This is a genomic window from Bdellovibrio sp. HCB337 (assembly GCF_047302465.1).
GTDB lineage: Bacteria > Bdellovibrionota > Bdellovibrionia > Bdellovibrionales > Bdellovibrionaceae > JACMRP01.
On sequence record NZ_CP178621.1, the window covers coordinates 1,496,914 to 1,516,775 of the forward strand.

The 19,862-nt window shown below is 45.3% G+C and carries 19 protein-coding genes; 17 read left to right on the forward strand and 2 right to left on the reverse strand.

Annotation, left to right across the window (positions count from 1 at the left end; genetic code table 11):
* Nucleotides 1-136 precede the first annotated feature (136 nt).
* From purF to ACLWBB_RS07335, 13 genes are all read left to right on the forward strand, one after another.
* Complete coding sequence (purF, locus tag ACLWBB_RS07275) at nt 137-1,600, forward strand: amidophosphoribosyltransferase (RefSeq protein ID WP_413290955.1); 1,464 nt, start codon at nt 137-139, stop codon at nt 1,598-1,600.
* Nucleotides 1,587-2,585 carry a phosphoribosylaminoimidazolesuccinocarboxamide synthase gene (locus tag ACLWBB_RS07280; RefSeq protein WP_413290956.1) on the forward strand — a complete coding sequence of 333 codons (999 nt, stop codon included), beginning with the start codon at nt 1,587-1,589 and terminating at the stop codon, nt 2,583-2,585. The genes purF and ACLWBB_RS07280 overlap by 14 nt, the downstream gene beginning before the upstream one ends.
* Nucleotides 2,582-3,877, forward strand: coding sequence for a phosphoribosylamine--glycine ligase (purD, locus tag ACLWBB_RS07285; protein WP_413290957.1), 1,296 nt, complete (start codon nt 2,582-2,584; stop codon nt 3,875-3,877). Before ACLWBB_RS07280 ends, purD begins: the two co-directional genes overlap by 4 nt.
* Nucleotides 3,868-4,485 carry a phosphoribosylglycinamide formyltransferase gene (purN, locus tag ACLWBB_RS07290; RefSeq protein WP_413290958.1) on the forward strand — a complete coding sequence of 206 codons (618 nt, stop codon included), beginning with the start codon at nt 3,868-3,870 and terminating at the stop codon, nt 4,483-4,485. Before purD ends, purN begins: the two co-directional genes overlap by 10 nt.
* Nucleotides 4,469-7,405, forward strand: coding sequence for an AIR synthase-related protein (locus tag ACLWBB_RS07295; RefSeq protein WP_413290959.1), 2,937 nt, complete (start codon nt 4,469-4,471; stop codon nt 7,403-7,405). Before purN ends, ACLWBB_RS07295 begins: the two co-directional genes overlap by 17 nt.
* Nucleotides 7,402-8,139 carry a phosphoribosylformylglycinamidine synthase subunit PurQ gene (locus tag ACLWBB_RS07300; RefSeq protein ID WP_413290960.1) on the forward strand — a complete coding sequence of 246 codons (738 nt, stop codon included), beginning with the start codon at nt 7,402-7,404 and terminating at the stop codon, nt 8,137-8,139. Before ACLWBB_RS07295 ends, ACLWBB_RS07300 begins: the two co-directional genes overlap by 4 nt.
* Nucleotides 8,130-9,674, forward strand: coding sequence for a bifunctional phosphoribosylaminoimidazolecarboxamide formyltransferase/IMP cyclohydrolase (gene purH / locus ACLWBB_RS07305; protein ID WP_413290961.1), 1,545 nt, complete (start codon nt 8,130-8,132; stop codon nt 9,672-9,674). Before ACLWBB_RS07300 ends, purH begins: the two co-directional genes overlap by 10 nt.
* Before the next feature lie 11 nt (nt 9,675-9,685).
* A complete protein-coding gene (gene purM / locus ACLWBB_RS07310; protein ID WP_413290962.1) occupies nt 9,686-10,732 on the forward strand; it encodes a phosphoribosylformylglycinamidine cyclo-ligase in 1,047 nt (348 codons plus the stop codon).
* On the forward strand, nt 10,729-11,916 hold the full coding sequence (locus tag ACLWBB_RS07315; protein ID WP_413290963.1) for an ATP-grasp domain-containing protein: 1,188 nt from the start codon (nt 10,729-10,731) through the stop codon (nt 11,914-11,916). Before purM ends, ACLWBB_RS07315 begins: the two co-directional genes overlap by 4 nt.
* Complete coding sequence (gene purE / locus ACLWBB_RS07320) at nt 11,913-12,413, forward strand: 5-(carboxyamino)imidazole ribonucleotide mutase (RefSeq protein ID WP_413290964.1); 501 nt, start codon at nt 11,913-11,915, stop codon at nt 12,411-12,413. The genes ACLWBB_RS07315 and purE overlap by 4 nt, the downstream gene beginning before the upstream one ends.
* Nucleotides 12,414-12,421: 8 nt before the next feature.
* Nucleotides 12,422-12,964 carry a hypothetical protein gene (locus ACLWBB_RS07325; protein ID WP_413290965.1) on the forward strand — a complete coding sequence of 181 codons (543 nt, stop codon included), beginning with the start codon at nt 12,422-12,424 and terminating at the stop codon, nt 12,962-12,964.
* 9 nt (nt 12,965-12,973) lie between these two features.
* Entirely contained in the window at nt 12,974-13,363 is a 390-nt protein-coding gene (locus tag ACLWBB_RS07330) for a DUF1801 domain-containing protein (RefSeq protein ID WP_413290966.1), read from the forward strand.
* Between the two features lie 238 nt (nt 13,364-13,601).
* On the forward strand, nt 13,602-14,150 hold the full coding sequence (locus ACLWBB_RS07335) for a hypothetical protein (protein ID WP_413290967.1): 549 nt from the start codon (nt 13,602-13,604) through the stop codon (nt 14,148-14,150).
* A gap of 2 nt (nt 14,151-14,152) precedes the next feature.
* Here ACLWBB_RS07335 and ACLWBB_RS07340 read toward each other — a convergent pair whose 3' ends face one another.
* Nucleotides 14,153-14,968: a TIGR02147 family protein gene (locus ACLWBB_RS07340; RefSeq protein ID WP_413290968.1), complete on the reverse strand. Its 816-nt coding sequence runs from the start codon at nt 14,966-14,968 to the stop codon at nt 14,153-14,155.
* Nucleotides 14,969-15,140: 172 nt separating this feature from the next.
* Between ACLWBB_RS07340 and ACLWBB_RS07345 the strand changes: the two genes are divergently transcribed.
* The 4 genes from ACLWBB_RS07345 (at nt 15,141) to ACLWBB_RS07360 (ending at nt 18,675) form a co-directional block, all read left to right on the forward strand.
* Nucleotides 15,141-16,733 carry a hypothetical protein gene (locus ACLWBB_RS07345; protein WP_413290969.1) on the forward strand — a complete coding sequence of 531 codons (1,593 nt, stop codon included), beginning with the start codon at nt 15,141-15,143 and terminating at the stop codon, nt 16,731-16,733.
* Between the two features lie 115 nt (nt 16,734-16,848).
* Entirely contained in the window at nt 16,849-17,277 is a 429-nt protein-coding gene (locus ACLWBB_RS07350) for a hypothetical protein (RefSeq protein WP_413290970.1), read from the forward strand.
* A gap of 111 nt (nt 17,278-17,388) precedes the next feature.
* Nucleotides 17,389-17,853, forward strand: coding sequence for a peptide-methionine (R)-S-oxide reductase MsrB (gene msrB, locus ACLWBB_RS07355; protein WP_413290971.1), 465 nt, complete (start codon nt 17,389-17,391; stop codon nt 17,851-17,853).
* Nucleotides 17,854-17,955: 102 nt separating this feature from the next.
* A complete protein-coding gene (locus ACLWBB_RS07360; RefSeq protein WP_413290972.1) occupies nt 17,956-18,675 on the forward strand; it encodes a substrate-binding periplasmic protein in 720 nt (239 codons plus the stop codon).
* Here ACLWBB_RS07360 and ACLWBB_RS07365 read toward each other — a convergent pair.
* Nucleotides 18,672-19,850: a chloride channel protein gene (locus ACLWBB_RS07365; protein ID WP_413290973.1), complete on the reverse strand. Its 1,179-nt coding sequence runs from the start codon at nt 19,848-19,850 to the stop codon at nt 18,672-18,674. The two genes, ACLWBB_RS07360 and ACLWBB_RS07365, sit on opposite strands and share 4 nt — an antisense overlap.
* Nucleotides 19,851-19,862 lie beyond the last annotated feature (12 nt).

Genomic DNA, 19,862 nt, shown 5'->3' on the forward strand with positions numbered 1-19,862 from the left:
GAATCCTGACATTTGTTTGCTTTCTATTGGGAACCCCCTTTGGTACCGTTCATGTATTCCTAAAAATTGAATAGAGACACCGACGATAGTGGCAACCAGAGGGGCTTAATCACAGTCCCACGAAATGGGGGAAAAGATGTGCGGGGTCATCGGACTTATCGGTACCAACCAGGCCTCTTCAAGGGCTCTGCGAGGACTGAGTTTGCTTCAGCATCGGGGACAAGATGCTGCAGGGATTTTGAGTTATGACGATTCGGGATTTCATTACGTCCGAAATCTCGGTTTGGTAGAGAACGTCTTTACCGCAGAAAATATGCGCCCACTCACAGGCGAAATGGCCATCGGCCACGTTCGCTACGGCACCGCCGGAAAGAGTGAACTCAGAAACGTACAGCCATTCCTTCTAAATTTTCCCTACGGCATCGGTATGGTTCACAACGGGAACCTTGTAAACTTCCGAAGCCTCACTCAAGAACTAAGAGTGAAATACCAGCGCCAACCTCTGGCGGACTCAGACACGGAAAATATCATTAATCTTTTCGCCGAAGGCTTGGCGAAGAATGTACAAAGAAGAACTCCTAACTTCGAAGATCTTTGCGCGGCGGTCTCTTTCGTTATCGAAAAAGCGATTGGCAGCTATAGCATAGTCACAATGGTCGCTGGATATGGCTTGGTGGCCTTTAAAGATCCTTATGGACTACGGCCGCTGGTGATGGGCTCAAGACAAGAAGACTCTGGAAAGATGTCCTATGCCTTTGCTTCCGAAAGTACCGCGTTGTCATTCTTGGGTTACGACCAATTCGAAGAAGTCCGTCCTGGTGAAATGGTGGCGGTCTCTCTCGATGGCAACATAGAGAGAAAAATCATTCGTCAACAAGAACACCGTCCTTGTATGTTCGAGTGGGTTTACTTTGCGTCTCCGACATCAGAGATCGAAGGCAGCCCCGTTTACAAAGCCCGTATCGAGCTTGGTAAAAAAATGGCGGCGAAAGTCATCGAGCGCATGAATAAGGATCAAATAGGGTTCGATGTTGTCGTCCCTGTTCCTGAGACGGCGCGTATCGCAGCCATTGCTTTGGCAGAAGAACTTAAAGTACCTTACCGTGAAGTGTTGATTAAAAATCGCTACATCACTCGAACGTTTATCCTCGATAGCCAGGACAAACGTGAACAAGCAGTGCACTTGAAGCTGGCGCCGGTTTACTCCGAGATCAAAGGCAAAAGAGTCCTTCTTGTGGATGACTCGATTGTGCGCGGGACGACGTCGCGAAAACTTATTGAGCTTGTAAGAATGGCCGGGGCGAAAGAAGTCTATTTTGCTTCGACCTGTCCTCCGATCAAACATCCTTGTTATTATGGCATCGATTTTCCGATGGAAAATGAGCTTTTAGCGAACAACAAGTCGCTAGAGAAAGTCGAAGAAGAGCTCGGCGCTGATGGTGTCATCTATCAAGAGATCGAGTCCTTGCAAGAGGCTCTGTTTGTGGATCGCAAAGTGACTCCATGTATGGCGTGCTTAACTGGCAAATATCCAACGGCCACTGAAGGTGTTAAAGAGTTAGCAAAAACTAGAAATGAGGACCGGAGTGCATTCAAGTAGATTTAGCAAGAATACATTAATGTATGAGGGCTCTGTAAAAAGAATTTACTCAAGCCCTGAGCCTGCAAATCTTGTTTTTGAGTTCACGGATGATTATTCAGTTTTTGATTGGGGCAAGATGCCCGATACCATTCCCCACAAAGGTGCGGGACTTGCGAAGCTCATGGCGGTTTTGTTTGAACGCCTCGAAGACCAGGGAGTCAAAACTCACTTTAAGGGTTTTGATGGGGACCGCAGTGTTTTGGTTGAGCAAATCGGCGTTTATCGCCCTGAACGTATCACCGAGGGCGGCCGCAACTACTACACTTATCCTAAAAACATGGTGAAACCTTTCTTGATTCCGCTCGAAGTCGTTTTCCGCTTCGAGGTTTGTGCTGGAAGTTCTTTTATCAAAAGGCATCCCGAAGCAAATTATCAAGTTGGACATAAATTCGTGAAACCTTATATCGAGATGTTCACGAAGCTTGAGGATAAAGATCGTCCACTAACGAACGATGAAGCTCTTAAAATCAGCGGGTTGACTGCGGGGCAATTTGAACAAGTAATCATGAAGACTGCGCAAGTCGCAGAGCTTTTAAAAAACTGGTTTGCAGAAAAAGACATTCGTTTGATGGATGGAAAACTCGAGTGGGGTTTGTCGTTTGACGACGAGATCATCTTGGTCGATGCCATTGGACCCGATGAAATGCGCCTTGAGAAAAACAACGTCCAACTTTCAAAAGAAGTTTTGCGTGATTTCTATCGCGAGACTCCTTGGTATGACCAGCTTGAAAAGGCCAAAGCAGAAGGCGAGTCCAAAGGATTTGCCAATTGGAAGTCTTTGGTAAAACCACCACCGCCATTGCCAACAGAACTAAAAAAACTGGTAAGCCAAATGTATTCAGCGCTTGTCAGTGAACTTATTGGTGAAAAAGGCGAGGCTGGCGCAAGCTTGAACCAAGTCGTGCAAGGGCTTACGAAATACCAACAAGGAGCCCAGTCATGAAAATCCTTGTGATTGGTTCTGGAGGCCGAGAACACGCACTAGCTTGGAAGCTTTTGCAGTCAACACGAGTTCAGAGCCTTGTGATGGTTCCAGAGAACGCGGCAGCTATCGTTCAGTTGCAAAAGCAATTTGTAGGAAAAGAAATTCAACCTTGGCAGGATTCGATTCGCGGTGAAGAAGCGTTAAAGACGCTTGCACAAAAAGCTAAAGATCAGCGTATCGACTTTGTTGTCGTGGGACCTGACAACGCACTTGCTGATGGTGCTGTCGATATTTTTGAGTCTTTAGGTATTCCAAGCTTTGGTCCAAGCAAAGAGGCCGCACGCCTCGAGAGCAGCAAAATCTTCTCTAAAAAAATCATGCAAGAAGCGGGCGTTCCGACTGCAGAAGGCCATGAAGTCTATTCTCCGGCAGAGGCAAAGACCGTCTTGCAATCTTTGGATTGGACTAAAAAGCAATGGGTGATCAAAGCTGACGGACTGGCACTTGGTAAAGGGGTCGAGATCTGTGAGACTTTGCCCCAAGCTTTAGAAGCCTTGACTCGATTAAATCAATACTCGGACTCTTTTGTGATTGAAGAACGACTTCATGGCAAAGAGATTTCGTGGTTGGCGTTCTGTGATGGTGACAACTGTGCACTTCTAGCACCTGCACGTGATTATAAAACCCTGACGGAAGACCCACTAAGCCCAAATACGGGTGGTATGGGAGCTGTTTGCCCTGTACCGGGTGTCGATGCATCGCTAGCTGAAAAAGTACGTACCCAAGTTTTCGAACCAACATTACGTGAAATGAAAAAGCGCGGAACTCCTTACAAGGGGATTCTGTATGCGGGACTGATGGTGAATAAGGACCAAGTTTGGGTTTTGGAGTTTAACTCTAGATTTGGTGACCCAGAGGCTCAGGCGCTTTTGCCGTTGATGCAAGATGACCTGCTTAACTGGTGTGAAGCTAGCCAAGCAGGAAAATTAGCAACAAGACCACCAATGGTGCCGATGAAACCGCTTGTAGCAGTTTATGTCGTTGCCGCAGCCCCGGGCTATCCAGGACAACCGTTCCTTGGCAAAAATATCCAAGGTCTCGATATGTGGCTGTCACAGCATCGTGGTTTTTTTGCGGGAGTAAAAAAGGGACCGGATGCTCAGTGGTTAACTGCTGGCGGAAGAGTGTTAGGCGCATTGGGGCTTGGCGCTTCTGTCGCCGAAGCTCGTTTGAATGCATTCAAAAATCTCAAAGAAATTTCTTTTGAAGGTATGCAATACCGAGAAGGCGTGGGCGCGGAATGGGTGTAAGTTCTCCTCCAAGAATTGCCATTCTTGCTTCTGGACGGGGCTCCAACTTCGAGGCCATTGCTCGCGCTGTTGGAAATAGAACTCTGCAGGCTGAAATTGCTTTGGTAGGATCAGATCGCGCTGATGCATTGGTATTAGATAAAGCCAAAGCTTTGGGTATTCCCACATTGGTTGAAAAAGACCAAGCAAAACTAAAATCCGTCCTGATGGATCTGAATATCCAGTACTTGGTGCTGGCAGGTTATATGCGCATCCTCAAAGAAGACTTCTTGCAAGGCTTCGCGGATACGCGTGGCTTTCATCGTATTGTGAATATACATCCTTCGTTATTGCCGGACTTTCCAGGTTTGGACAGTTACCGCCAAGCTTATGAGGCGAAGGTGCCCCAGACGGGGGTCACTGTTCACTTTGTAGATGGTGGAGTTGATACAGGACCTATCTGTGCTCAGAAGAGTTTCTCGATCGCTGATTGTCAAAGTCTTGACGAAGTCGAGCGTAGAGGACTTGCTATTGAGCACCAATTATACCCAGAAACTTTAAACTGGATTCTGAGCGAGAAATTTGAAATTTTAAATCACAAAGGAAAACTTCATGTTCAGCCGCGTTGAGATGATTTTGAAGAACCACTTGCAGGACCCAAAGGGACTGGCACTTTTTGAAAAGATTCAAAAGTGGAATCCCACTTTAGCTAAAAAAATTCAAAAGGTCCGCGTAGTTGATTTATTCTGGACCGAGTTTGAAGGAAGTTTCGAAGAGTTCGAGCAGGCTAAAAAAGATATTTGGTGGGATGAAGTTCTTCAGCAGCAAGATTGGCCACAAAATCACTGGGTGGTAGAACGTGAATATCACCCGGGGATGACAGATAACCTCGGTAAAACTGGTCACGAAGCTTTAGAAATTTGCTGTCGTCGTGAACTTACGAAGTCTCATGTCAGATCCGGTCAGGCTTATGTCTTTGAAGGTACAGATCTGCAACAAGAAGAGATCGAAAAAATTACCACAAGTCTGATTGCAAATTCTTTGATTCATAGTCACCGAGTTTATTCTCAAGCTGAATTTGCAAAGTATCCGCGTTTTGAAGCTTCAGAGATTGCTAAAAAGTTTGCGCTGCCAAAAACCTTGCCACCAAAAGCTCAACTTATTCCCTTGGATGGAATGAATGATGATCAATTGGTGGAATTTAGCCGTAAGAATCTATTGTCACTGACTTTGAATGAAATGAAAGCCATTCAAAGCCACTTTAGATCTGAAAAAAGAAATCCCACAGACGTAGAAATCGAAATCCTGGCTCAAACCTGGTCTGAGCACTGCAAGCATAAGATTTTTGCTGCGGAAGTTTCATACTCAGAAAGCACTTCTGTAAAATCAAATATTCCATCCCACATTTCGGGACTTTTCAAAACCACGATCGCAGGAACGACGAAAGAGATTCCAAAGCCGTGGCTTTTGTCAGTATTCAAAGACAATGCAGGGATCGTCGCTTTTAGCGAAGAAGACGCTGTTTGTATTAAAGTTGAAACTCACAATTCTCCATCGGCATTGGACCCATTTGGTGGTGCGATCACTGGGATCGTGGGAGTAAATCGTGACATCCTTGGTTGCGGTTTTGGCGCAAAGCCGATCTTTAATACGGATGTGTTTTGCGTAGGACCGTTGGATATGAAAACTAGTCTTCCGACGGGAATTATTCCTCCGGCCCAATTGCTGGAAGGCGTTCGTAGCGGCGTTGAAGCGGGTGGTAACCAAAGTGGTATTCCAACCGTGAACGGGGCTTTGTATTTCGATGAGTCCTTTATTGGTAAACCATTGATCTTCTGTGGATCAGGTGGCGTGATGCCAAGAAAGATCGCCGAAAAACTGTGCGAAGAAAAAGAAATTCAAAAAGGCGACCTGATCTGCATGGTCGGGGGTCGTATCGGTCGTGACGGAATTCACGGCGCAACGTTTTCGTCTTTAGAAATGACAGAATCCATTCCATCCAGCGTTGTTCAGCTAGGGGATCCTATTACGCAACGTCGAATGACGGATTTCTTAATCGAAGCCCGTGATCGCGGAATGTATCGCACGCTTACTGATAACGGAGCTGGTGGACTTTCATCCTCTGTGGGGGAAATGGCGGAACTTGCCGGTGGCGCGAAAATGGATGTGTCTTTGGCAAAAACCAAGATGCCGGGATTAAAACCTTTTGAACTTGTTATTAGCGAATCCCAAGAGCGCATGACGGTGGCAGTACCACCTGAAAATCATAACGAGTTTTTATCTTTAGCACATGATCGCGGCGTTGAAGTTAGCGTCCTTGGTGAATTTACGAACTCGGGCCGTTTTGAAATTTTCTATCAAGAAGACAAAGTTGCGGACTTAAGCCTTCAGTTTTTGCATAAAGGCTGTCCAAGTCTACACCTGAAAGCTCATTGGACTGAAAAGCCCGTGAAAAATGCAGAGCCTCCGAAAACTGAAAAACCTTTCGAGACGTTAAAGCAAGTTCTGCAAAGACCAAATATTCGCAGCAAAGAAAATATGATTCGTCAGTACGACCACGAAGTTCAAGGTCGTTCAGTGATCAAGTCATTGCAAAGCTCTAAAACAAAACGCTCAACCCCGAACGATGCGGCAGTCTTGACCGTGAATCATGATCACACCATAGGCGTTGTTGTTGGGTGTGGTTTAAATCCAAGACTTTCTGTCGTGGATCCATACCTGATGGCCCAAGCGGCGGTTGATGAAGCTGTCAGAAACCTTTTATGTGTAGGGGCTGAGTTCTCGCTAGGTGATGAGACGGTTCTTTCGCTAATTGATAACTTCTGTTGGCCTGATCCAGTAGATGACCCTGAAAAAATGGCGGCTCTTGTTAGAACTTGTTACGGACTTCGTGAGGCGTGCCTAGCTTTGAAGGCTCCACTCATTTCCGGTAAAGACAGTATGAAAAATGACTATAAGGGCACTCAAAACGGCAAACCGGTGAAGATTTCTGTTTTGCCAACCTTGTTAGTCACGGCGATGGGCAGAATGAAAGACTATAAAAAGGCCCGCTCGGCTGATTTCAAAAAAGCTGGTGACCGCGTTTATAAACTAGGTCCATCGCAACTTGGCCTTGCACAGTCTGAATGGCAAATGCTTCACGGTAATAGTGAGTTCGCGGCTGCCACACCAAATTGGAAAAAGGCACTGCCGGTCTTTGAATGGTTGGGCTCTGAAGATTCCAGCAAATATCTAAGATCCGCTCATGACCTCAGTGATGGCGGACTTTTGACGGCTTTGGCTGAATCGTGCTTCACAAACAACTTGGGACTTGAGTTTGATAAGCAACTAAACCTGCAAAATGCCTTAACTTCGTTCGGTGAGGGCTTCCATCAATTTGTGGTGAGCGTTCCTGCTGAAAAAGCAGCCGAAGTAGAAGCCGCTTGGAAACTACGGGATGTTGAGTTCACTTCTGTCGGAGTTTTGACTGCAGAGCCGAAATGGACTTGGAATTCTCAAAAAGTTTCTATCGATGAATTGTATCAAGCGTGGAGTGGAGAAAGTTTATGATTAAAGCTCTGGTGCTAGCCGGTGACGGTATCAATTGTGAACAAGAAATGGCATTTGCCGCTCGTAAAGCGGGATTTGAAACTGATATTGTTCATGTGAATGATTTGATCCTAAAGAAATTCTCTCAAAGTGATTTGCAAAAGACCTATAAGGCGCTTTTTATGCCGGGGGGATTTTCTTTTGGCGATCACTTGGGCTCAGGCCGGGTTCTAGCCTTAAAACTAACAAAGGGTTTGAATTGGAATCTAGAAGAGTACTCGAACCAGGGCGGAATCGTTTTAGGGGTCTGCAACGGCTTTCAAGCTTTGATCGCCATGGGGGCTTTTGGTAAAAAAGTTTCTATTACTCATAATATTCAGAATAAGTTCCTCAATAGATGGGCCGGTCTTAAAAAGACGAAATCTGAAAATGTGTTCTTGAAAAACATGAATGATATGTATTTGCCCATTCGTCATGGTGAGGGGCGTCTGCTGTTTGATCCTTCCGTCGATGTCTGTAATAACGCGGATTTTAAGGTCACGCTTCAATATGATGAGGATGTGAATGGCAGTACTGAGCGCATTGCAGGTCTGACAAACGCCAATGGCCGTATTTTTGGTTTAATGCCGCATCCGGAAGCAGCTGTTCGTAAAACTCAGAATCCAGAGTGGACGGCAAGTCCCGAAACTGCTGGCGAAGAAGAAGTGGGAATGATGTTCTTTAGAAATGCCTTTAAGGAGGCTTCATGTCTGTAAAAATCCGTCGTGCTTTGTTAAGCGTCTCTGATAAAACCGGATTGGTTGAGCTAGCCCAAGCCATGCATAAAACCGGCACCGAGCTTTATGCATCAGGCGGGACTTATAAAACCCTGCAGGAAGCGAAGATCCCTTGTAAGCTTGCTGAAGAGCTTGCGGAAACTCCAGAAGCTTTCCAAGGTCGGATGAAAACTTTGTCGTTTAAGATTTTCTCTGGCCTTTTAGCACGCAGAGAAGATCCAAAAGACAAACTGGATTGGGAAAAGTTAAATATCAAATTGATTGATGCAGCGGTTGTTAACTTTTACCCATTTCATAAAAACTTAGATAAAAACCTATCCCGAGCGGAATTGGTCGAACTCATCGATATTGGTGGACCCGCGTTGGTTAGAGCGGCTGCGAAGAATTCTCCGGATGTTGTGGTTTTGACCGACCCATCTCAGTACTCAGAAGTGATTAACCAACTCAACGAAACCGGTACAGTTGATAAATCCACAGCGGATAAAGTGGCTTCCCAAGCTTGGGACATGGTCGCAGAATACGATCAAAGTATTCAGTCTGTCTTTGGTGCTGAAAAGAAAAGCCTTCGTTACGGTGAAAATCCACATCAAAAAGCAAGTTTGAAGGTTCACGCGAATTCTCCGCTAGATTGGACAAACCCACTGACGGGGACCGAGCTTTCCTACAATAATATTGTGGATCTTTCATCGGCGTACTTTTTAGCCCGAGATTTGAAAGCTGCTTTTCCAGACAGAACCAGTGTTGTGGTTGTAAAGCACAATAATCCTTGCGGTGTTGCTTCGGTTTCAAAAACCACTCCAAAGGCACAAATGCAAGCTTTGGAAAAGGCTTGGGCCGGTGATCCGGTATCCGCATTCGGCGGAGTTTTGATTTTCACTGATGAAATTGATTTTGAAATTCTAAACTACTTCCAAAATCGTTTCGTGGAACTCATTGCAGCTCCGAAGCTTTCAGGTGGCAACTTGAAGGACATTCTTTTACAGAGAAAGAATTTGAAAGCAGTGACCGTAAAACACTGGGACACAGAGGCGACTTCGATGCAGATGACAGTTGCGGGGGGAGTTCTAACCCAAACCTTGGACATGCAATTGGAAGAGCCATTAAAATCCGTCACTGAAACTGCTTGGCCAACAAATAGAGACCGTTTGGCACACTTTGGGATTTTCTGTAACAAATTACTGAAAAGTAATTCCGTATGCCTGGTCAGAGAAGACGGCGACGGGGATTACCAAATGGTGGGAGCTGGCCAAGGTCAGCCCAACCGAGTTGAAGCGATGGGGAAACTTGCAATTCCTCGTGCGCGTGCGGTTTTGGAATCTCAGGATTTAAGCAATTGCATTTTGATTAGTGATGCATTCTTTCCGTTCAGAGATTCCGTGGATGTCGCGGCTGAAGCGGGCATTCGTTATATTGTTCAACCAGGCGGAAGCATTAAAGATACGACTGTGATTTCCGCATGTAATGAACATAAAATCTCGATGGCATTTACGGGTTATCGTCACTTTAGACACTAGGAGCAGCAGCTATGGAAAAAGGGGCTTACGAAAAAGCAGGTGTGAATCGCGATTTGGCGGACCAGTTCGTGGATAGCATTTCAGTGATGGTGAAATCCACTTTGAATCCGAAAGTAAAATCGGCGGTGGGTGGTTATGCTTCCCTTTATGCTTTAAACCCGAAACAGTATTTAGCGGCCAGCACCGACGGGGTAGGAACGAAGCTAAAGCTTGCGTTCGAATGGGATTCTCACGACACGGTGGGGATCGACCTTGTCGCAATGTCTGTGAATGATCTTCTGTGTGTTGGCGCGAAGCCGTTATTCTTCCTAGATTACTTTGCAACCGGAAAACTGAAACCAAAAACAGCTAAAGAAGTCCTTTCAGGAATTGTGCAGGGTTGTCGCCAAGGGGGATGTGCATTAATCGGTGGAGAAACCGCCGAGATGCCAGGATTCTATGAAGCAGGCGAGTATGACCTTGCAGGTTTCGCAGTCGGCGTCGTTGAGAAGAAAAACGTATTGCCAGTAAAAGGCATTAAACCTGGCGATGTGCTTATTGGTGTTTCCTCTTCAGGTTTTCATAGCAATGGATATAGCTTAGTTCGTAAACTTTTTGCCTCTTGGAAACCAACAAAGGGCCTCAGCAAAAAAACTTTGGTGAAAGAGCTTTTAAAGCCAACGATGATATATACAAAAGCGGTTGAAAAGCTGATTGCTCAAGGTGCTGTCAAAGGTTTGGCACATATCACGGGCTCAGGTTTCTTAAATGTGCCGCGTATGTCTGACAAAGTAAGCTATGAAATCAATCTGCCAGAGTTGAAAGAGCGTCCAAAGGCCTATCATTGGTTAGAAAGCCTGAAAGACTCTTCTTTAACTTTCGAAGAGAAAGTGCAGACCTTTAATATGGGGATTGGGCTTGTTATTGCTTGTGACCCTAAGAAGGCTTCGAAGATTTTGGCTCACTTAAAGAAAAATAACTATAAAGCTTGGAAGATTGGTCAAGCGCTTCGTAAAAAATCAAAATGCGAAGTGCTTGTTACTGAGGGAACGAAGGAAGCTCGTTTAGTATACTCATGAAAATAGGAATTTTGGGCGGTGGTCAGTTAGGACGAATGTTGTGGGAAGCAAGTTGCAAACTGCGCGGGGATTTAGACCCGTCGCCAGTTTATCACGATATGCTTTCATGCCCTGCGGGTATAGCGGGTGCTACGATCACTCCTGGTAAAATCATAGAGGTCGAAAAACTGACAGAATTTTTCAACGGTGTTGATAGCTTTGCGATTGAAAATGAATTCTTGCATGTTGAGTCCATCGAAACAGCGTGGCGGGACTCTCGAGCTGGCAAAACAAGTGATCTGCCGACTCCGTCCCAAAAGGGCTTGCGTATTGCTCAAGACAAATTAGAGCAAAAGAAATTTTTCCTAAGTTTGGGACTTCCGACATCAGAGTATATTGAAATTACACCAGGCTTTTTGGAAACTCCGGAAAAGCTGTCTGAGCTTCATCACGAATGGGATGGCTTTGTTATTAAAAAAGCCCGCATGGGTTACGATGGCAAAGGAAACTATGCCGTTCATCCAGACAGTGTTTTGAACTTCGCAGAGGCTAGGCAGTTTTGCCAAGCTGCTTTTGAATCACAATCCCGAGTGTATGTAGAACGATTTGTGCCTTTCACGAAAGAAGTGGCATTGGTCTCTTGTCGAACTGTCGACGGAGACTATGGTCACTATCCGTTAATCGAAACCGTCCAGAAAAACGGAGTTTGTTTTCTGGCATTTAAAGCTCTGAATCAAGCCAGAAATGAAAAACGCGCGATGGGTATGGCTCGAACGATCGGCGAAAAACTTGGGATGCTGGGAACCTATGCCGTCGAATTTTTTATCACGGCTACTGGAGATTTGCTCGTCAATGAAATGGCGCCACGGGTTCATAACTCGGGTCATTTTACTCAAGCTGCTGCGAAGTCCAGTCAGTTTGAAATGCATCTAAAAGCCTATTGGCAAAAGGCGTGGGATCCCGCCGATTTTGAGTGTGCTCCGGCCTTTGCGATGGTGAACTTTTTGGGTCCAGCGGACGCTAAAGGGCCCGTTCAACGTCCAAATCATCCGCAGATTTATTGGTATGACAAAGAAACCACTTCGCCAGGACGAAAACTCGGGCATATGATTGTTCAAGGGACGAGTGAGCACGACCTGCCAGAGCTTCTTGATGAGTTGATTCAAGTGGAAAGAGCATGGCAAGAAAGTTTGAGAGCACCATGAGTAAAGCAAAATCCAAAAGTAACAAAAATGACGTTTTGATTGTCATGGGAAGCATTTCCGATCACGCAACAATGAAACGTGCAGAAGAAATCTTAAAAAGTTTTGGTGTTGGCTTTACAACAAAAATTGTTTCAGCGCACAGGTCGCCGGATCTTCTTTTTGAAGAAGGTCAAAATGCTTTTGGAAATTACAAAGTCATCATCGCAGGGGCAGGGGGCGCAGCCCACTTGCCAGGTATGATGGCATCTTTAACAACTTTACCTGTCATTGGTGTTCCTGTTCCTCATGGTTCCTTGGGCGGTAAAGATGCATTGTACTCGATCGTGCAAATGCCAGAGGGCATTCCGGTCGCCACCGTTGCTATTGGTGGCGCGGGGAATGCGGCCTTGTTAGCAATTCAAATCTTAGCAACCAGCGATGACGATCTTTCAACGAAGCTTGTGGAATACAAAGAAGAGCTTCGCGAAAAAGTAGCTGAACAAGCAAAGAAGCTGTAGAGAACCCTATGAGAAGTATGATGGGTTTTTTCTTTGCGGTGGTCTTGATTGCGTTCGGGTTATGGTTTGCTCCATCACCCTCAATGTCACCTACGTCGAAATCGAATTCTGGAAAGTTTATAGATTCTAAAAAATATCCAGAAATCACTTATGCGGCTGATACCGAATGTATTGATTCAACGGGTGTGTTGCCTCCTGCAGTTACGGTCAGCAGTGATTTTGACGGGGACGGTTTGCCAGATAGAGTGCGTATCGCGCAAAAGGATTCGACTCATCAAGTGCTAGTAGTGTGGCTTTCTTCTAAAGGGAATAAGCCCATCGAATTAGATCAGATCGAAGTTCCAGGTCGTATGTCTATCTCAATAGCCAAAGCGGGCGAAGTTATTCAAAGTGCTTGCGAGCGCGGGTATATGGAGTGCGCAGAGGGCGATCCTCGAGAAATCAAACTCCAGCAGGATGGTTTTTGGTATGTCCTGTGTGGATCTGCGGCATCGGTGTTTTACTGGAATCCTACGAAATCTAGCCTAGATCGTATGTGGCATAGCGATTAGTATCTGTTTATGGCTAAGAAAAAAGTTTCGAAGATAAAAAAGATGAAGTCCTATGAAAGCTTTGATGCGTGGTTGGAGGATCAAACCGATGAGAAGCAAGCGCTTATCAAGCCACTACGTCGTCTAGTGCCCCAGATCTCGCCGAAGCTGGAAGAGATCGTGAAGTGGGGAAATGGCTGTTGGGCCTTGAACGGACTTCCTATCATTTATATCTATGCCGGTTACCCGGGTTACGTCCAGTTCGGACTCTTTGCGGGGGCCATGGTGAAAGACCCAAAAGAGCGTCTTCAGGGAGAGGGTAAGCACGTCCGCGCGATTCCGATCTATGATAAGAAAGATATTGATAAAGCGTACTTCACGAAGCTTGTGAAACAAGCGATGAAGATCAAATACAAATAGCAAAATCATTTACATTGTAAACGTGCGGTCCTGCAGATAGTGAGAATCTCATTGCCTGTTGTTTGAGAGCTCGCTGGAATATTCTTATCTCAAGGAGATAAGAGTGTTTTTAAAATCTTGTTACTTAATTCTAATAGTTCTTCTGTTTTCAGTCAGCGCTGAAGCCCTCACAGAAGATTCCGATTTAATAACTCAAAGAAAAAACCATGAAGCTATGATTCGGAGGGCTCGGGATCCTTTGACGTGGCAAATTTTAGGTAACTTCGGAGTGGGAATTCCGGTTATGAATTCGACGGTAGATCAGCAGAGTTTTTCTAACCATGATGGCTTTGGAGTTCCCATGCATCTCGCATTCGCTGGGTTTCATCCGAATGAAACTTCGGGGCAATTGCACTGGGGCTACTCGATGGATGCCATGTTGTTTTCAAAGACATACTGGTCCTATCTGGGCAGCGATTCCGCAGAGATCGGCCAGGTTCTTCTGGGGGGAAGTGTTTTGTATTACTTAAACGATCGTAGAACTATGTTTCTTCGCTCGAGCCTGGGTTTCTCGGGAATCACTTACGAACACGAAACGAATTTCTATGGCGATAGAAGAATTGAAAATCGGAGTGAGTATTCAAACGGCTATGGTTTTCTTGTCGAGATCGGCGATAGTTTTAAAACTGAGTTGTTTGCAGAAATGCTGACCTACAGTCTGACTTTGGCAGGAGCTTCCGCGTTTAGCAAGAGCGGCGTCAATGCGGACCTTGGGTATATTTCCGCAAATATCGGTATACTCTGGTAAAACTATTTAACCTCAAATAGATCCATACAAATCGAGTACAGCTTTTCTTCCTTCGAAGGTTTAATAATCTCTGTCGTCTCTTCGATGGACTTTAGCAAAATCTCTTTGACCTTTTTCAGATCAGATTCGGAAATCGTAAAGATCGAAGCAAAGTGAATATCTTCGCGATTGTTCTGATAGATAGCTTCGATCGCCTTTTGTCGCCAGAAACTCTGCTGATGGGAAAAGAGCGGGGAGTCCTTGTTGATAAAGATATAGCTGTCTTGGACCAAGTAGCGACCGTTCTTTAAGACAATCAATTTCCTGGTTTCTAGGAACTCTAATATTTCACGAATCGTTACAAGCGGCGTATTGAAGTACTGGGCAATCTTCTCGGGCGAAGTCTGAAACTCTGGAATGGTCAAAAGAATGTGGGTCGCAGAGTAAAGCCATTTGGAATAATAAATCGCCTGATCTTCAACGCTGAGATTTTCTTTGATCTTCATGCGCTTGCGAATGTCTTCACGCTCAGAGATCTTTTCTTGAATCAGTTGCGTATAGAATTTTTTAAGCTCGTGAGTCCCTGCGCGCTCTTTCTGTAAGAGCAAAAGAAAGTACTCGGTTTCATCTTTGCTGAAGGCCAAATAGCGGGTGAGGGCCTCGCCTTGTTCGATGCTAAAGTCGTAAAGACCATTCAAAACATGGGACACAAAGGCCACTTGGCAGTTCAGAGCCTGGGCCCAAACGCTGCGAACCCCATGACCCTTCTTAGGGTAGGACTTCAGAAGACCCTTTAAATAGGCCCGATAGTCAGAAAAATCAAATATTAAAACATTCATAAAATACCAATTAAAACATGTATTTATAATTAAAAGTATAGCAAAACTATAATATTATTATAAAAATATAGCAAGTTTAACTGCACAGGCGAGCATAAATTTTCTACTGTTGCTTTATGCCGGCGCAAAGAAATTGAAACGAACCACAAACTATGATGTTTAAGAGGCAACTATGATTCAAAAATTAACGACAAGTATTCTAGCTTTGTCCCTCGTAATGGGACTAACAGCTTGCGAAGTATCAACAACAAATGGCGGAACTCCAAATCCACCTCACAAAACCACGCCAGACGACCACATGGAAGAAGGCGGCATCAGCGCGGGCGGCGGCGGAACTTTGCCAGCCGATCCGATCCATGTTTTCGAAGCTGTTGGGATCTTAACAGAAGCCAAACGTGATCTTCGATTGATTATCCGTAACATGCAAAAATTTGAGCGGTCATATAACGACGCCTTCGAAGAAAAGTTTTATTTTGCGAAAGACAATCTAGCGACCAAGCTTGAAACGACAGATCTTGAAATCCTCGAAGACAAGCCTTGCAAAGACAAAAATGGAAGAGATGTTGATGCAAGCATTCATGCTTCACGACCGAATACGATTTGTTTTAGTGCCTTTAGCGTAGCGCCAAAGCTGATCATTGAAAATGCTCATAAAGAAATCATGGCTTTGCTTGTTCATGAGTTGGGCCATTTCCTTGGTGCGAATGAGACTGAAGCAAGAAAACTTCAACAGCGTACATTGACATTCATGCGTGGAATCAATCACGAGTATGTGGAAACTCTTTGGAAAGAAACTTGGGGCATCACAGAAAGCTTTAACTTTTTGTACACGAGCAAAGAAAAGGTCCAAGAAGCGATCAAGCAGAACGACGTAAAGGCAGTAGATACCGAGATTCAGTCTTGGGTTAATCAGTTGGATAACTACGACAAGCCTTTCGAGAATAAAGACTTAGCCCTTCTTGATTATACGATCAAAGAATATGAAGCGGTTATGAGAATGAAGCTGCGTTTTGCGCAAATTTATTTTGATACGCAAATCGAAGGTGATTTCCAGGAAATGGCAAAAGAGAGTTACGCAAAATGTTTTGGCGACCAAACTGCGGTGAAGGTTAAAGACTTCCCTGAGGATTGCCCGATGGCTTACCTCAATGACAGCATGTATGGCGAATATGTGATTAGTAAACTGACGAGTCTTGCAGACCTTGAAGAGTATCTAGTGGACGTCAAAGTATACCTCCGTGACTTGGCTTCACACACCAGAGCCATTGCGTTTACTCAGCCTTTGCCGGTGTTCCATTTGCCAACAACTCCTAAAGAGGTTCACCCGTGGCTGAAGTTTACTGGGATGTACAATGCAACACTCATCGGTTGCAGCAGCACATCTCAAAATAACTACAATCCATATAAGGGGCTTCAACAGTTAGAGATCCAACCAAGTGTTGTGAATTATCCAATGGAAAATACTCCAGCTGTCTCTGTGAAAAAAATCAGTGGTGGAATGACTAGTACGGATCATTACTTCAATGACCACAATGGTTCGGATTTTGAGTACATGACAGGGACAGCAACAACAGCTGTGATGACCAAAGAAAGTGGAGACCGCTGGTACGATAGAAATGGCCACGGTTGGAACAAACAGGTGAATTCAATAGAGCAAATTAATGGCCAATTGGTTTTCACGATGAAACAAGAACACTTCACGTACGATTACAAAGGTATCTACCAAGCTGAAGCAAGTTGTCAGTACCAACTGACTCCGCAATAAAAAACCTCAAGCCCGAGCGAACCTCGGGCTTTTTTCATTTCGTTTGTATCTTCATGCCAGGCTTGCCTGGAATCCCCGAAAGAACTATGCCTAAGTACCAACAAGGGGACCTTCGATGAAATCAATTCTTTTCGCTATTCTTACTATGATGACCGCGTCTGCAATGGCTGTTTCAGTAACTCAGCTTCATTGCGAAACCATCGATAGTGAAACGACAGTGCAAATTCAATTTGATTCAGCTGTTGATCCCGCAAAACCTTTCATCGGTTGGCCAAATCTTCCAGCAACTTTAGAAGTTCGTCCTTATCGCTCTCGCAATATCTATAAAACAGCGATTCACTTCACGCCACTCAAAGGCGGCGAAGCGTACGACTTGCGTGGCAGTGCTGCTCAAGAAGGTGTGTACTTGCAGCTTTTCCCAGAGATTGTAAAAGGCGAGGCCACTGGCAATTACACAGGCCAAGCCTTCATCAACGATCTAGATGCGCGCGTATATTTTGACTTCCGCAGCGAGGGCTCTATCCCAGGGCTTACCTGCAAATAAAGGTGATCCGGCAGTCGAGACGCCTACCGCTAACGCGCCTTAATTTGCTATTAGACAACTTGCGAGGGGCCTCTAAAGGATGTAGAACGACACCCAACAAGAGAGGTCCCTATGAATCAAAAATGTGATCTTGTTTGTGGTCTTCCTGAAAATGAATCTGAGCTTCGTAAGCTCTTAACCCCTGAACAATATGAAATCGTCGCCCGTAACGGCACGGAACGTCCTTTCCAAAATGCTTATTGGGATAATCATGAAGAAGGATTGTATGTCGATGTTGTCAGCGGAGAACCGCTGTTTGCATCTATCGACAAGTTTGATTCGGGCACTGGTTGGCCAAGCTTCACACGTCCGGTGAACCCAGAGGCGGTGAGAGATCTTGCGGACTTCGCTCACGGCATGATTCGCACTGAAGTGCGGTCAAGAAAAGCAAACTCTCATTTAGGTCATGTCTTTGACGATGGCCCCGAACCATCAGGTCTTCGTTATTGCATTAACTCGGCGTCGTTACGCTTTGTTCCCTTGGCTAAACTTACGGAAGAGGGCTACGGAGCTTACTTGAAGCTCTTCGAAGGCTAGGCTCTTTAATTTCAGTAGCGCGAAGATTTTTTTTATATAGAATAAAGTCCTATGTCATCTGTGGGATTTAGAGTCTTCGCGCTCTCATCAATTTTATCGGCTGTGTTTTTACAATCTAGTTTCGGTGCTGAAACCAAAGCGCTGAGTATGGATATTTGTTTCTTAGAAAGAAATTTTCTTCCGTTCACTGATCAAGAAGAACAAGGACAATGGCAAAGGTTAGTTAAAGCCGCAGCAGCAGAAGCGGGAGTGCAAGTGCGTATGTTTTCGGCTCCTCGCAGTCGTTGTTTAAACGAGGGTGCGCGTGGTACGAGTGATGCGATTTTCTCTTCGGCATTGGCAGGGCAAGACTCCGTCATGGTTTTCCCTAAGAAAGACGGCATTTTGGATACAAGTAAAGCTGTAGGCAAACCTGTCTTTCGGGTTTACGTAAAAAAGGGAAGCAAGGTCACTTGGGACGGAGTGCAGTTTCAAGGTTTAGGAGACGGAGCGGTTGGAGTTCAGACAGGACTGTATACTCTGAGTTTTCTTGAGAAGATGAACGTCAAAGTAGATCCCACAGAGGGGGCTGCGCCAACTTTGGCAAAATTAAATCTGGGCAGAGTTTCCGCTGCAGTTTTGAATGAAGAACAAGTCGAAGTTTTGGCAAAAGATATTCAGATGGATCAGATCGAAGCTTTGCCAATAGCGTTTGCAAGCGCTCCGATTTTTTTACCAATCTCGAAGAGTTTTTATAAGAATCATCCGACAGAATCAGAAAAACTCTGGTCTGCGATTCAAAAACTTTCGGCGAAATTTCAGATCAAAAAATCTGTGAACTAATGTCGCTCTACGAAGAGTCCTTGCAGGCCTAAAACTTTACGAGCAAGCCAGCACACAATGAAGGTCGGTAAGAAAGCCTCACCCCCGAAAAATTCCCAAGCCATCACGGCGCCAGTCCATGGTATGTGCGAAGCTGCCGCAAAAACAGAGATCAAACCAAGGCTTGCGCCATACAAAGTTGGAAGCGCCAAATAAGTGGATACGACGATGCCGAAGCTCGCACCCATCGCCATCATCGGTGTGACTTCGCCACCTTTTAGGCCCGAACCCGAAGAAAGAATCGTGAAGATTCCCTTCCATAAAAAATCAAAATCCTGAATACCTTGAGTGAAAGCCATATCAATCAGCTGTGTACCAAGGCCGTTGTAGCGAGTGTCTTTAAACCACATGGTCAATGTCGCAACAAAGATGCCTCCTAAAACTGGGCGTACCCACGAGATAGGAATACGTAACAAAACTTTTTCCAACGCCTGCATGGACCAGACAAAAGCTTTTGCCAGAAGACCAAAAGCAATTCCAAAACATGTCCACTTGGCTAGTAAAAGGGCATCCCACGGAATTGCTGGAAAAATGGGATAAGTTTTGTGATGAGCACCCCATTCAATCGCGACCCAGTTTGCACCAAAAGATGAAAGCCAGCAGACGGGCAGGTACTTCAATGGCCAACGACGGTTCGGAGTCACTTCCATCGCAAACAAAAACCCTGCCCAAGGGACACCGAAGACTGAACCAAAACCCGCGGCAAGGCCCGAGCGAATGTAAGCCTGCCGTGAAAAACGGATAGGCTTGAGCTTGCGATCAAAAAGATCCCGCCAAAAATCTCCGACAGAAGCACCGAATTGAACCGCCGTGCTTTCACGGCCGGTAGAGGCGCCAAAAAGCTGGCTAAGGATTGTGAAAGTGAAAATGAAAAGTGCCGCTAAAAAGGGACGAACGGATTTGGCCTCGCCACCGACGTCGAGCAAGATCCTTTTGGTCGATGGAAACTTTTTGCCAACTAACCAATAGGACAAGCCGGTGGCTAAGCCGAGCAGCGGCAAAAGCAAAATTAGGTGGTCATGGGCCAAAAAGAACTGAGAAGCCTTTTCTAAAAGGAATAAAAACAGGGCGGCGAGGCTTCCCACGCTCCAAATCACAAAAATAAAGCACAAAAGCCCGATCAGAATTGCCGACATAGGTCCTTTTGT